We start from the raw sequence: 14581 nt of genomic DNA on the forward strand, positions 1-14581 counted from the left end.
ATCTTTATAGTTAATGGCTGTTATAGACAATTATAATTACAAATAATTTCAACCCAAAGCCTATTTTCACGCCTAGGCGTGAAGTGATTTTTAAATAACTTCTTTAGTTTGGTTGGCAAAAAAAACCGGATCATAGCAATCTGTTAGCAAACAAAAAATAATATCAGAAAATGAAAATTAATACTTTACTTATCTTAATTGTTTTATCTCCTATTACATCTATTGCTCAATCTATAGATTTTCAAGAAGATACAACCGTAAACAACTTATATGATTCCAGGCAAGGCTCTTGTGCCATGGCTGATATCGACAATGACGGTGACCTTGACTTAATAATCACAGGTGCCGATGCTCAATTGACTAACCGCAAGACCACATTATACAGCAATGACGGTCTTGGGAATTTTACCGAAATAATTGGAACTGGACTTTCTAATTGGTCGGAAGGAGGAAAAATAGCTTTTGCGGATGTTGATGGAGATACTGACCAAGATTTGCTGATTACCGGAAGAGATGGTAGTGCAAATTATTATGTCCATTTTTACTTGAATGACGGAAGCGGTAATTTCACACCAGATACCACCCAACCTTTTGAACCATCTATAGGGGGCAATCTTGAATTTGCGGATATAGATAATGATGGAGACTTGGATTTATTTATGACTGGCCGTGACAACAACAATTTGATATTTTCAAAACTTTACCAAAATGATGGCACAGGAGGGTTCTCTGAAATGACATCCACTCCTTTTCTTTCTGAAGGAGGTTCAGCCTCTGCTTTTTTTGACATGGATAATGATAATGATCTGGATCTTATTCTAGCAGGAAAGAATAACAGCAATCAAAAAAAGACAACGCTGTATGAAAATGATGGGGCAGGCAATTTTAGTTTGGTAAGCAACACACCTTTTGAAAATGTTGATTTTGCTGCCATTGCTATAGATGACTCCGATAACGATAGTGATTTAGATGTACTCATAAACGGAGAGAATGATTCTGGTGTGCCTATTTGTCAACTATATTTAAATGACGGTACCGGTGCATTCAATCTTCTAGTTGGAACACCTTTTATTCAAACAGCTTTAGGTACTGTCGACTTTGCTGATTTTGACAATGATAATGATATGGATGTCTTGGTAACTGGCTCGGTAGGAGGGCAAACATTTGCAGCTCATATTTATGAAAATCAAGGTATGAACAACTTTAGCTTAGTGGATACACTGGAAACACTTTATTTATCCTCAACAGCCCTTGGAGATATTGACAATGACAATGATCTAGATGCAATTATCATTGGAATTGCTCAGTTATCTGCTGATATATACAAGCCAAGAGTTTACGAGAATATGCTCACAACTCTTTCAACTGAAAAATACAACTGATAGTTATAGAGAAAATATATTACTATACCCTAATCCTTCTTCAGGAATCTTAAATATCCAGACCAACCACACATTTACTCCATCGATCAAAATATATAATTTAATTGGTGAGTTGGTCTTTTCTGAGGACAATTTGAGCCCAAATAGCCAAATTTCATTAAATCAACCACCAGGAATATATATGATAGTTGTTAAAACCAACCGTTCAACTTCTGCATCAAAGTTGATTTTAAAATAAAAACGATTTGCTAACAAAACCTAAACTGCATTGAAACGCAGTTTAGCCAAACCTTTCTCTGTAATTTTGACACATCCATTTTAAATATTGTGCATCTACAAGAAAAAACATTCAATTATGAACACAAAACTTATTTTATTTCTAACATTAATTTTTCTACTTTTTAATTGTAATAAAGAAAATGAAAACGTTATTACTTATCCAGAAACTTTAGAGTTAACTTATGATTTTCAAAATGACAACCAATCTTGGGAAGGTGACTTCGCAGATTATCCTGTAGGTGAAGAGAGTTTTTATGAATTAAGCTACGAACTCTCTAATTTACCAACACCTTTAAACACAAACTCAGGAGCACTTAAACAATCAGGAAATAATCATTCTGACGATTTATTTATGTTTATTAGAAGACAAATAAATGGACTTAAGCCGAATACCGATTATAGAGTTTCTTATGAAATTGAGTTTGCCAGTGATGTTGCAGATGAACAAGTTGGGGTTGGAGGATCTCCAGGAGAGGGTGTTACAATTAAAGCAGGTGCTGTAATAACAAAACCCGAAAAAGTCAATCAATCAGGATTTTATCAAATGAATATTGACAAAAACAATCAAGCAAATAGTGGTTCAGATATGGTTATTATCGGAGATTTTTCTAATGATACTAATCAAAATGAATATACTCTGAAAAACTTAGTGGCTAATGATATTCTTACAGTTTCCACAAATGGTTCAGGTGAATTATGTTTAGTGATTGGCACTGATTCTGGTTTTGAAGCTACTACAACCATCTATTATAATTTGATTAAAGTGAAATTAGAAAAACAATAAACTACAGAGAACAATGGCTATAAGTAATTGCTTTTATTCGCATACTTCTGAAAATCCTCGCGAATTTTCTATTCGGTTTATATTTGCTAAATTAGGTGCTTAAACCACGTAAAAAACCATAAACCAATTCATTGTGCATAATTATGACCCGTACTGAAATATGGCTATAGAATTCTAAAAATTAAAATATTAATCAAAAAACATAAATGAACAAGTCAAAAACATTCGATTATTTTAATAAGGTTGCGAATACTTGGTTAGAAGATTTAGAAGAGAAAAATGAAGAAGATATATTAATAAACCCTTTTGAAGGATCTTGGTCTATATCAGAACTATATGATCACATAATAAAAGTTGCTAGAACCTATCAAATACCAAATTTTAAAAAAAGTGTAACAACTGAAGTAGAAAGAAAGAAAAGAAAAAACATAAAAGGACTTGTTATTTTTAATGTAGGAATAAAAAAAATTAATATGAAAATTAAAATGGAGAACTTTCCAAAACCATTAGTAAAAGATTTTACACCTATAAAACAAAACAAGACTGAATTGATTAAAGATTTTAAACAATTTATAAATGAAGTAAATAGCCTAAAGGAGACTTTGTTGAAAAGTAAAAGGAAAAATAAACATTATCATCTAATGTTCGGAGATATTAATACGAAAGACTGGTTTACACTAATTGCATTTCATATGGCTCATCACGAAAAGCAAAAGAAAAAAATAAACGAGTTTTTAAAATCTAGATAAATGAATTATTAATTATGCACAAGCCCGTGTATTAAAAATTACTAAATTAGTGCTTAAACAAAGTTGGTTGCGGTTTTTGTAAACAAACATGTTGTATGCAATGCCGAAAAATAAACCTGTAATAAATGAAAATGAGTCAGTTTTGGATTAGAGTTTTAGGAGTTTTTGGAATATTAGGTGGATTGATTTTATTAGCTGGAGATATGCTTTTGTATTATGACCCAGTCAATATGAGTTTAAAGCAGAATATGGGAAATGCTTCTGACTTTAGAATTATTGCAAGTGGAGTTTGTGCGCTGTTTGCAGCTTGGTTTTATATGCTTGGATTAGGTCAAGTTTATTATGCATTTAAAACAACAAAACCAATTTTCAGAAATGGTACGTTGATTTCTTTCGGAAGTATCTTAATATCATATGGAATCGTTCACGGAGCATTCCTTGCTATTGCGACAACTGCAAAATTAGCGACTGAACATAGTCTTGACATAAATGAGGCTGTTTTACTGTCTGAAAAAACAAACGAAATTTTGAGATTATTCGTATATCCATTGTTCGGAATTTTATCCATTCTATTTATTAGTCAGGTATGGAAAAGAAAAACATTATATCCAAGATGGATTATCCTTTTTTTTCCACTTATTCCATTTTTGATTGAGGATTTAGTTACGAAGTATTTACAAAACGACATTTGGATTATAATAAAAGGAGGTTATTTAAACATCATTTTGGTTATCTTTTTTACAGCATCGACAATTGCATTATGGAATATCAAAAAATCCGAAATAATTAGTGAATAAAGCACAACATACAACACCGTATATAATTTATTTGCTGGCTTCATGCCTACTTTCAAAAGTCCTCGCGGACTTTCTTGGTCGCTAATTATTTACTAAATTAGTTGCTAGAAACACGCAACGAGATCATACACCAATACTTTAGCCATAATTAGAAATGACGAACATTAAACTTAAAATTACAGTAATCGGATTCTTATTTTTATTCCTTAATCTATTTGGACAAAAAACTGAATTAGGATATAAAACAAAGAATTATACAGTCTATTCAGAAGATAAAGACGAATATATTCTAAAAATAACTTTTCCCAGGAATTATAATTCTGACAAAGAATATAAAACGCTTTATTATTTAGATGCTTATTGGCTTGCAGAAATTACTCTTGGTTCTTATACTATATTGGATTTATGTAATTATGTGGAAGATGTTGTTTTTGTTGGTATTTCATTAAACGGCACTCAAAAAGATTGGCATAAGCAAAGAGATATGGATTTTACTCCTTCGCAATTTAGAAATCTTGGACTTTTAGAAGATTTAAAAAAAATCAATCCAGATAATAACATTAAAATTACTGTCAAAACTGGAAGTGGAAATCAACTCGGAAAAGAAAGTACTGGAGGTGCAAATTTATTTTTAGCTTTTTTAGAGAATCAAGTAATTGAATTTGTAGAAAAAGAATATCCTAATCTTAATAAACGAAGAGGTTTACTTGGTCATTCTTTTGGAGGTCTTTTTGGATTTTACACTTTACAAAATCGTCCGGAACTATTCCAGGATTTACTAATAATCTCTGCCTCTTTATCTTGGAATTCATCGGAATTGGTTGGCAAAGGAAAATTTGAAAAATTTAAAGATTCAAAAAACGAAATAAGACTTTATCATAGTTATGGAGAAAAAGAAATCAATGGTATTAAAACTTCAAATAATGATATAAGTTTAATTCTAACTGAATTAAAACTTGAAAACTTGAGTTATAAATTTGACCCAGTTAAAAATACTAACCATCATTCCGTGTTATCAAGAGCAATTTATGATGGATTATTATATTTGTATAAAAAATAACTATTACCAACAATGTGCATAAATAATAGCGGTTTAAGTGATGAAACGAAAGTAAAAATATAAAACAAGGGGCAGTGCAATCCCGTTTGTCTGGAAATGATTTAACTACCTTTTTACAGAGTCTAATGTCTGACACTATAGAATCTATTGAAATCATTTCCAATCCTAGTGCGCAATATGAAGCAGAGGGATCAGGAGGTATCATTAATATCCGACTTAAAAAAGCAGTAGCTAGGAACTCAATGGAACCGCTGCTTCTAGTTTTACTAAAGGCGAAGAATACCGCTACAGCAGCAATGTATCCTTAAATTTCGGTCTTGAAAAACTTCAAACGAGCTTTGACATCACCCAGTCGTATAATAAGAATTTCGTTGGTTTTGACGATCGCAAACAACAAAATAATGTGGCACTGTTGCTCGACTCCAAAGACAACCAGATTAGAGATGGGTATAATGTTGGATTAGCACAAGAATCTCAATTAAACGACAAACACTTTGTGGGCCTTAATGGCCGTGGCATTTTTAATACTGTCGATAACAGATTAAATAGTTTTACTGATATTTTCAAGGTACAACCTCCAGAACTGTCTGAAATCTTACGCTCACAATCCTTTGCAGGTGGAACTTCGACCAATTATTTAGTTAATGGTTTTCATGTATCGAATTGCCAATAGTGAAATGAAAAACATTTTTAAAATAAAGAATTGAGCTAAAAAACAACCTTTTTCTTTATTAAGTTTTGGTAATATTTTTTCTTGCATTGTTGAATTAGAATACATCTCCAATGTCGATTTATTTTCAATACAACAAGCCACACATAGCACTTTATTTTTTTTAGTAGTTATTTAATTCTTAGCACTAAAACATAGCTTGCATGATAAGAATGTACTAATTTTACTATGGCAAAAGTCTGTTTTAGTAGTTTATTAGAAACTACAACTAATGCTAGCTTTTTTGCTCTTTCTTTGTTTAAAAACAAAACTGCTATTTATCATGTTCTACGAGCCTCTTTCTACAAAAAAAGCCTGCTACTAAAAGCTGAACACAAAATTTCTAGCAGAATATATAAAAATACTATAAGAATGATGAAGATCATTAGCTCATAAAGTCTTCAATCATAACTTTAAACAAATTTTAAAAAATTATGCAAAAATTTGTAATCGCTTTATAATTGCCAAATTTTTTATTATATAAGCGACTTATTATATACCAAATAGTTGGGAAAAATAAAAAACTAAATAAAAGTATCCGAAATTAAATACTTTTATTTAGTTTTATATGGTCTAAATTTTTAGACGTTTTTCGCTAACCAATCTCCTACTTCCTTCGTTCCGTAAGCTTTTCCTCCATCTGCTAAATCTTCCGTAACAATGCCTTCGTTTAAAGCATCGTTTACAACAGCTCTAATTGCTTTTCCTTCTTCTTGTAAACCAAAGTTTTCAAACATCATTGCTGCAGACAAGATCGTTGCCATTGGATTTGCAATATTTAATCCAGTTGCTTGTGGATATGAACCATGGATTGGCTCAAATAAACCTATTTTTAAACCAAGAGATGCACTTGGCATTAAGCCCATAGATCCAGAAATTACAGAAGCTTCGTCTGTTAAAATATCTCCGAATAAGTTTTCAGTAATTAAAACATCATAACTATTTGGCCACTGCACTAAACGCATTGCAACTGCATCTACAAACTCATAAGAAACCGTAACCTCTGGATAATCTTTTTCCATTGCTTGCACGGTTTCTCTCCATAAACGAGATGTTTCTAAAACATTTGCTTTATCTACACAACATAATTTTTTAGAACGTGTCATTGCTAATTCAAAACCTTTTTTTGCCAAACGAATTACCTCAGCTCTTGTGTACACACAATTATCAAATGCAGTTTCTCCAGCATCTCTTCTACCCTTTTCACCAAAGTAAATACCTCCAGTTAATTCACGTAAAAAAACCAAATCAGTTCCTTCAATACGTTCTCTTTTTAGAGGAGATTTGTCTAACAAAGAAGGAAATGTAAATGTTGGTCTTACGTTTGCGAATAAGCCCAATTTTTTACGCATTTTCAGTAAACCTTGCTCTGGACGAACTTTTGCTAAAGGGTCGTTATCAAATCTTGGATGACCAATTGCACCAAATAAAACAGCATCTGAAGCTTCACAAATTTCGTGTGTTTCATCTGGATAAGGCTCTCCGACTGCATCAATTGCAGCAGCACCTGTTAGAGCTGGTTTCCAATTGATTTCATGATTGAATTTTTTTGCGATCGCATTAGATACTTTTACGGCTTGGTCTATTACTTCAGGACCAATTCCATCTCCTGCTAATACTGCTATATTTAATTTCATTTTTTTAATTTTTTGACTGGTATTTATAGTCTTTTATTTTTTATTTCAACAAATCACCTACGCTTAAAAAGCAAATGTTATTTAAATGATATTCAACATTTTTTCTGCAGCTTTTATTGCAGATACTGTTTGATCTGAATCTAAACCACGGGTTATAAATTCCTTTTCTTCTCTTTTCCAAGTAATAATAGTTTCACATAGTGCATCGGAATTACTTCCCGGAGGAATTCTTACTCCGTAATCAATTAATGCGGGTAATTCTTTTTTACTGTGAATTTTATACATTTTTTTTAATGCATTCATAAAAGCATCAAACTGACCATCGCCTTGAGCGTGTGCTTCATATAAAACACCTTCAACTCTTAATTGTAAAGTAGTAGATGGTTTCATTCCTTTTGCATGCCCTAAAACATAATTTTCTACAACTACACGTTTTTCAATTGTGTCGCTATCTAAAACATCAGAAATTATATAAGGTAAATCTTCTTGAGAAACAACTTCTTTTTTGTCTCCTAATTCAATAATTCTTTGAGTAACTTTCTTTAATTCTTCATCATTTAAGCTGATACCTAAATCTTGTAAGTTCTTTTGAATATTGGCTTTTCCGGATGTTTTCCCTAATGCATATTTCCGTTTTCTACCAAACCGTTCTGGCATTAAATCATTAAAATATAAATTATTTTTATTATCACCGTCTGCGTGAATCCCTGCCGTTTGCGTAAAGACATTTGCTCCAACTACAGGCTTATTTACCGGAATTCTAAAACCTGAAAATGTTTCTACTAACTTACTTACCTTGTGAAGTGCTTTTTCGTTTGTTGTAATTTTTACATCCGTTAAGAAATCTTTAATCACCGCCAAAACACTTGCCATTGGAGCATTTCCTGCACGTTCTCCCATTCCATTAATGGTTAAATGCAATCCATTTACACCTGCTTTTACAGCTTCCATTACATTAGCAACTCCTAAATCATAATCATTATGACCATGAAAATCGATATGAATTTTTGGGTATTTTGTACGAACCTCATCAATATATAAAAAAGTTTCTTTAGGCGTTAATACCCCTAAGGTATCTGGTAATAAAACACGTTCTATATTTTGAGCCACTAAAAAATCTAAATATTCAAATACGTAAGTTTTAGAGTTGCGCATTCCGTTAGACCAATCCTCTAAGTATATATTCGTTTTTATATGATTTGCCGCTGCTAGGTCAATAGCCACTTTAATATCTGAAAAATGTTGCTCAGGTGTTTTTTTTAGTTGATGCGTTAAATGATTTAAAGAACCTTTGGTTAATAAATTCTGTACTTTTGCGCCAGCATCGATCATCCATTCAATTGATTTTCCACCATCAACAAAAGTCAGGACCTCTATTTTATCCAAACAACTATTTTCATGAGCCCAAGAAGTAATCTTTTTAACAGCCTGCAATTCCCCTTCAGAAACACGAGCAGATGCAATTTCTAAACGGTCTACTTTTAATTCTTCCAGTAATAATTTTGCGATTGTTAACTTTTCAGAAACTGAAAACGACACCCCTGATGTTTGTTCTCCATCACGCAGTGTCGTGTCCATTATTTCAATCTTTCTACTTCCCATACTTTAACCTAAAAAAAACTTTTTAAAATGGTCTTGTCTCAGCAAAAGCTGTAATCTCGTTTTCAATATTTTTTAAGTAATCTATATCGTCAAAACCATTTAACATATTGTCTTTTTTGTAAGCATTAATTACAAAAGATTCAGATTCACCTGTGGCTACTAAAGTTACCGTTTGATTTGGTAAATCAACTTTAATGGCTGTTTTTGGATCTGCCATAATTGCTGCAAACAAAGTATCTGCAAATTCAGCTGAAACTTGCACTGGTAAAACACCTACATTTAAACAGTTATTTTTAAAAATGTCTGCAAATGCTGATGAAATAACACAGCGCAATCCAAAATCATATACAGACCAAGCTGCATGTTCTCTTGATGAGCCAGAACCAAAGTTTCTACCTCCAACTAAAATTTTAGAACCTGCATAAATCTCTTTATTTAATGGAAACTCTGCTTTTGGTGTTCCGTCTTGATTGTATCTCCAATCACGAAAAAAATTGACATCAAAATCTACACGTTCTGTTGCTTTTAAAAAACGAGCAGGAATTATTTGATCTGTGTCAACATTCTCTGTTGGTAGCGGATATGCTGTACTTGTTAATAATTGAAATTTATCGTAAGCCATATTTTTAAGTATTCATTACCCATTTTCAATTGGCAATGTTTATTCGTTTATTTATTTTTTTTAGATATCATTTTTCACTAAAAGCGATTACTAGACTGTTATCCAACAAGTAATGTTCTTGGGTCAGTTACAACTCCTTCCACCGCAGATGCTGCCGCAACAAGAGGTGATGCTAATAATGTTCTAGATCCTGGTCCTTGTCTTCCTTCGAAGTTTCTATTAGATGTCGATACTGATAATTTTCCTGCTGGAATTTTATCATCATTCATTGCTAAACATGCTGAGCAACCTGGTTCTCTCAAAACAAAACCTGCCTCTGTAATAATTTTATCTAAGCCCTCTTTATTTATTTGATCTACTACTTTATGAGATCCTGGAACTAACCAAGCAGTAACATTGTCTGCTTTTTGACGCCCTTCAACAATAGAACAAAATGCTCTAAAGTCTTCAATTCGTCCATTAGTACAGGAACCTAAGAATACAAAATCAATTTCTTTACCAATCATAGAATCGCCTTCATTAAAAGACATATATCCTAAAGATTTTCGATAAGTTTCTACACCACCTTCTAAGCTTTCTGCCGTTGGAATCGATTTTGTTACCCCCATTCCCATTCCTGGGTTTGTACCGTAGGTAATCATTGGTTCAATATCTGACGCTTGATAATTAAATTCTACATCAAACGCTGCCCCTTCTTCAGTATATAAAGTTTCCCAATATTTCATGGCTTTGTCCCAATCTGCTCCTTTCGGAGTTTGAGCACGTCCCTTTATATATTCGAAAGTTTTAGCGTCTGGAGCAATCATACCTCCACGAGCACCCATCTCAATAGATAGATTACAAACAGTCATACGGCCCTCCATAGACATATCTTCAAAAACATCTCCTGCATATTCTACAAAATAACCTGTAGCTCCGGAAGTTGTTTGTTTTGCAATGATGTATAAAGCGACATCTTTAGGTGTGACTCCCAAACCTAATTTACCATTTACGTTGATACGCATTTTCTTAGGTTTTGGTTGCATAATGCATTGAGTAGATAAAACCATTTCTACTTCCGATGTACCGATACCAAAAGCGATCGCTCCAAACGCTCCGTGCGTAGATGTATGAGAATCTCCACAAACTATCGTGGCACCAGGCAAAGTAATTCCGTTTTCTGGACCTACAACATGCACAATTCCGTTATTTTCATCTCCTAAACCCCAGTGAGAAATACCATGTTTTGCAGCATTGATTTCTAAAGCGTCTAATTGATTTGCTGACAAGGCATCTTCTACCGGTAAATGTTGATTTATAGTAGGTGTATTATGATCTGCAGTTGCGAATGTACGCTTTGGATAAACTACGGTGTTACCTCTACTCTCTAATCCTAAAAATGCTACGGGACTTGTAACTTCATGGATAAAATGACGGTCTATAAAAAACACATCTGGTCCGTCTTTAACTTGACGAACAACGTGTGAATCCCATACTTTGTCAAATAATGTATTTGCCATTTGTTTCTTCTTTAACTATTCAAATTATAATCAATTTTCAAAAATAACGTTTTTATTGTGTTTTGCTGTAGTTCGTAATAATTCAAGCATTATATTCAACCGTTGAGGAAAGTTTTATCTAACTGATTAACAATAAATTAAATTGTTAAAAAATACGATGTCTATTTATTTTGAAGGACTGTGATTTTTTATACTTAAGAGTATTTTCTTTTCAATGATGAAAGAGAAGTCTTGAATATTGGACTTTCCATAAAAATTTAATCTCTAGGAGAAATAAAAGTATGAAAATTAAATATTACAACTAGTTTTATCGCATTTGATTTTTTTATATTTCTGTAAATCGCTAACTCCTACTTCTTGTTTGACCAAGTTTGATCTTAACATAACTTATACCAATTTCAAAATTTTCTCAATATTTTCTTTGTGCGCTAAATCTGAACCTTCACTTAGGGTTGCTGATACCCCGCAAGCAACTCCCCAACGTAACATGTTTTTTGGAGTTTCGTTTTGAGTAATACCATAAATTAAACCTGCTACCATGCTATCTCCTGCTCCGATTGTACTTTTTACAGAAATTACAGGTGCTGTTATGTATTCAATGCCGTTTTTATGCGCCATAAATGCACCATCTTTCCCTAAAGAAACCACTACATATTTTGCAATGTTGGACGTTACCAATTGCATTGCAAATTCTTCTCGTTCTTTTGCAGACAATGACTCTTTTCCTGCCAAACGTGCCAATTCTTTTTGATTGGGTTTTATTAAAAATAACTCATTTTTTAAAACCTCACTAAATACAGGCCCCGACGTATCAACAATTACCTTTACGCCTTTTGATGTTAAATTTTGAATGATTTTTGAATAGTACTCCGTTGGCAATCCTTTAGGTAAACTGCCACTAATTACAAAAATATCTCCGTCTGCCACTTGCTCCTTTATTAATTGCTCTATATTTTTCATTTCAGCCTCTGAAAAAGAAGCTGTTGGCATTCCAAATCTGAATTGCAAACCTGTTTTCATATCAAAAACGGCAAAATTTTCTCGAGTCCAAATTGAAATTGGTGTTGAAAATACAGATACATGCTCTTCTTGTAATAATTCGATTAAATGCTCGCCAGTTTTACCACCATAAGGAAATAAGCAATGACTTTCTATCCCTAATCTATGCAAAACTCTAGAGATATTTATACCTCCACCTCCTGGATGATATGTAATATCATGGCATTCTAATTTATCAAAAGGTATCATTTCTGTTACTTTTGCACTTTTATCTAAAGCTGGGTTGATGGTCAACGTAACTACTTTCATTTTTTCATATATTAAAAAGAATGATAAAGGTACTTTTTTTGATGATTTAAAAGCTTTTTTTATGTTGAAAAAATGCCTAATTAATATTTTAAAATGAAAGAATTTGACTAAGCTTTAAGTTCTTTTATTAGAGCAGGTGACTTTAAGCTTTTGAGTACACTTTTATTAAAAAAAATAATTTTAATACTGCTTTAGAGGTTTTTAAAATAAATACAAACTTACACCCTAAAAGTTCAAATATTTTTAATAGTTTCGGAGAGGTTTATCTTTTGAAGAAAGATACAGCGAGTGCAATTGTGATCTTTAAAAAATCCTTATCGATTATTGTGGAAAATAGAAGTTCTCAGCGAGTTTTAACGAAAATAAGTGAATAATAAATGAACCTACACACTATTAAATATCCCATAGGAATGGCAAATATTCCAAAGCAAATCACCAAAAAAAACATTGAGGATTGGATTTTTGTATTGGAAACTTTCCCTCAAAATTTAGAGTACTTAACACGATCGTTATCCGATAATCAATTAGATACCCCTTATAGAGCGAAAGGCTGGTCGATTAGGCAAGTTGTGCATCATTGTTATGATAGTCATCACAATTCTTATATACGCTTTAAATGGGCTTTAACAGAAGATACACCAATTATTAAAGCCTATTTTGAAGAACGTTGGGCAGAACTGCATGATTCTAAATCTGCCCCTATTTCCCTATCTTTTGATTCCTTAAAAGCTTTGCATGCTACATGGGTGTATTTGTTAAGAGGATTAACTGATCAGGAGTTAGAAAAAAAATTTATACATCCTTCAGAAAATAAAGAAGTTAGTTTAAAAAAAAATATAGGCATATATGCTTGGCATTGCAATCATCATTTTGCACATATAGATCAGTTGCTAATTCATAAAGGTTGGAAATAAGAGACCTTACCAATTTTGTTTTTTTGTTATAAAAATACTTATCTTTAATTTTTAATTTTACTATATGAGAACTGCTAAAGAATATTTTGATGAATACGCTTTAAGTCATCAAAATAAAACAAATCAAACCATACATTACATTTGTGTCCCATTAATTTTTTTTAGTATTATCGGCCTACTAATGAGCATACCAAATGTAATTTTAGAAAACATATTAAACTTATCTAATCCCCTACTCGAAAACTGGGCCGTAGTTATTGGCCTTATTATTTCTATCTTTTATATACGTTTAGAGTTTTGGTATGCTATGGAAATGTTGTTTGTAATTCTAGTATGTATTGTTGGGAATTTTTGGTTGAGTAATCAGGTAAACTTGCTATATACATCAATCATTATTTTTGTGGTGGCTTGGATTGGCCAATTTTATGGACATAAAATAGAAGGGGCAAAACCATCTTTTTTAAAAGATTTAGAATTTTTATTGATTGGTCCTCTATGGGTAATTCAAAAATTAGGAAAAAAAAAGTAAACGATGAAAGACGAAATTACATTTGAAGACTTTTTAAAAATTGATATTAGAATAGGAACTATTGTTGATGTCAATGATTTTCCTGAAGCAAGAAAACCTGCTTATCAACTTAAAATTGATTTTGGTGCTTTAGGGATAAAAAAATCAAGTGCTCAAATAACAGATCTGTATACAAAAGAGGATTTACTAAATGCACAAGTTTCTGCAATCGTTAATTTTAAATCGAGACAAATTGCTAATTTCATGAGCGAATGTTTAGTCTTGGGTGTTCATAATACCGAAGGAAATGTTGTCTTATTAAAAGCTTCAAAAGGAATTAAAAACGGAGAGCAGATTTGTTAAATTTCAACTTTTTCACGGCTTAACAAGTGATACTACTTCGATAAAAAATAATATGATTTGTTATTAATATTTTTTCAAAAAACTCATCAACCTAATTTAAGAATAATCATGCACAAGTTAGAATTAAAACTAAATAAGTAATTAATTTTTAGGATTATTCAAAATTACCAAAGCACCAATCACGCCAGGAATCCAGCCACAAAGGGTTAATAATAGAATAATGAAGAAAGAACCACAACCTTTTCCTAATACTGATAAAGGCGGAAAAACAATGGCTAGTAAAACTCTAAAAAAACTCATTTATATATTTATTTGTTTATATCAATAAGACGTTTAACTATTGACTTTGTTACATAATTACGTTTCGA

The 14581-nt window shown here is 32.0% G+C and carries 16 protein-coding genes; 10 read left to right on the forward strand and 6 right to left on the reverse strand.

Features of this window, described 5'->3' with window-relative positions; genetic code table 11:
- Window positions 1-170 precede the first annotated feature (170 nt).
- The 7 genes from BLT88_RS09945 (at window position 171) to BLT88_RS09975 (ending at window position 5359) form a co-directional block, all read left to right on the forward strand.
- Window positions 171-1382: a VCBS repeat-containing protein gene (locus BLT88_RS09945; RefSeq protein ID WP_091954533.1), complete on the forward strand. Its 1212-nt coding sequence runs from the start codon at window positions 171-173 to the stop codon at window positions 1380-1382.
- Window positions 1282-1620 (forward strand): T9SS type A sorting domain-containing protein, encoded by a 339-nt coding sequence (locus BLT88_RS14535; RefSeq protein WP_091954535.1) that lies wholly within the window; start codon window positions 1282-1284, stop codon window positions 1618-1620. Before BLT88_RS09945 ends, BLT88_RS14535 begins: the two co-directional genes overlap by 101 nt.
- A 117-nt stretch (window positions 1621-1737) precedes the next feature.
- On the forward strand, window positions 1738-2445 hold the full coding sequence (locus BLT88_RS09955; protein ID WP_091954536.1) for a hypothetical protein: 708 nt from the start codon (window positions 1738-1740) through the stop codon (window positions 2443-2445).
- Window positions 2446-2651: 206 nt separating this feature from the next.
- Window positions 2652-3194, forward strand: a complete 543-nt coding sequence (locus BLT88_RS09960) for a DinB family protein (RefSeq protein WP_091954538.1) — start codon at window positions 2652-2654, stop codon at window positions 3192-3194.
- Between the two features lie 125 nt (window positions 3195-3319).
- A complete protein-coding gene (locus BLT88_RS09965; RefSeq protein WP_091954539.1) occupies window positions 3320-3991 on the forward strand; it encodes a DUF6796 family protein in 672 nt (223 codons plus the stop codon).
- A 154-nt stretch (window positions 3992-4145) separates the two neighbouring features.
- Window positions 4146-5051: an alpha/beta hydrolase gene (locus tag BLT88_RS09970; protein ID WP_091954541.1), complete on the forward strand. Its 906-nt coding sequence runs from the start codon at window positions 4146-4148 to the stop codon at window positions 5049-5051.
- 74 nt (window positions 5052-5125) lie between these two features.
- Entirely contained in the window at window positions 5126-5359 is a 234-nt protein-coding gene (locus tag BLT88_RS09975) for a hypothetical protein (protein WP_157691199.1), read from the forward strand.
- Window positions 5360-6341: 982 nt separating this feature from the next.
- Here the strand turns inward: BLT88_RS09975 and leuB are convergent.
- The 5 genes from leuB to BLT88_RS10005 all read right to left on the reverse strand — a co-directional run bounded on the left by leuB (window position 6342) and on the right by BLT88_RS10005 (window position 12428).
- Window positions 6342-7397 carry a 3-isopropylmalate dehydrogenase gene (gene leuB, locus BLT88_RS09985; protein WP_091954557.1) on the reverse strand — a complete coding sequence of 352 codons (1056 nt, stop codon included), beginning with the start codon at window positions 7395-7397 and terminating at the stop codon, window positions 6342-6344.
- 81 nt (window positions 7398-7478) lie between these two features.
- Window positions 7479-8999, reverse strand: coding sequence for an alpha-isopropylmalate synthase regulatory domain-containing protein (locus BLT88_RS09990; RefSeq protein WP_091954558.1), 1521 nt, complete (start codon window positions 8997-8999; stop codon window positions 7479-7481).
- A 22-nt stretch (window positions 9000-9021) separates the two neighbouring features.
- On the reverse strand, window positions 9022-9621 hold the full coding sequence (leuD, locus tag BLT88_RS09995) for a 3-isopropylmalate dehydratase small subunit (protein ID WP_091954560.1): 600 nt from the start codon (window positions 9619-9621) through the stop codon (window positions 9022-9024).
- 98 nt (window positions 9622-9719) lie between these two features.
- Window positions 9720-11120, reverse strand: a complete 1401-nt coding sequence (leuC, locus tag BLT88_RS10000) for a 3-isopropylmalate dehydratase large subunit (RefSeq protein ID WP_091954561.1) — start codon at window positions 11118-11120, stop codon at window positions 9720-9722.
- A gap of 387 nt (window positions 11121-11507) precedes the next feature.
- The gene (locus BLT88_RS10005; protein WP_036786975.1) at window positions 11508-12428 is read right to left on the reverse strand and encodes a 1-phosphofructokinase family hexose kinase; all 921 of its coding nucleotides are present in this window, start codon (window positions 12426-12428) and stop codon (window positions 11508-11510) included.
- A gap of 377 nt (window positions 12429-12805) precedes the next feature.
- Between BLT88_RS10005 and BLT88_RS10010 the strand changes: the two genes are divergently transcribed.
- The 3 genes from BLT88_RS10010 (at window position 12806) to BLT88_RS10020 (ending at window position 14213) form a co-directional block, all read left to right on the forward strand.
- Window positions 12806-13342 (forward strand): YfiT family bacillithiol transferase, encoded by a 537-nt coding sequence (locus tag BLT88_RS10010; RefSeq protein ID WP_091954563.1) that lies wholly within the window; start codon window positions 12806-12808, stop codon window positions 13340-13342.
- A gap of 64 nt (window positions 13343-13406) precedes the next feature.
- Window positions 13407-13871 (forward strand): DUF962 domain-containing protein, encoded by a 465-nt coding sequence (locus BLT88_RS10015; RefSeq protein ID WP_091954564.1) that lies wholly within the window; start codon window positions 13407-13409, stop codon window positions 13869-13871.
- A 3-nt stretch (window positions 13872-13874) separates the two neighbouring features.
- On the forward strand, window positions 13875-14213 hold the full coding sequence (locus BLT88_RS10020; protein ID WP_091954566.1) for a tRNA-binding protein: 339 nt from the start codon (window positions 13875-13877) through the stop codon (window positions 14211-14213).
- 141 nt (window positions 14214-14354) lie between these two features.
- Here BLT88_RS10020 and BLT88_RS10025 read toward each other — a convergent pair whose 3' ends face one another.
- Window positions 14355-14513 (reverse strand): YqaE/Pmp3 family membrane protein, encoded by a 159-nt coding sequence (locus BLT88_RS10025; RefSeq protein ID WP_081958178.1) that lies wholly within the window; start codon window positions 14511-14513, stop codon window positions 14355-14357.
- Window positions 14514-14581: the final 68 nt, after the last annotated feature.

The sequence above is a fragment of the Polaribacter sp. Hel1_33_78 genome (assembly GCF_900106075.1).
Lineage (GTDB): Bacteria > Bacteroidota > Bacteroidia > Flavobacteriales > Flavobacteriaceae > Polaribacter.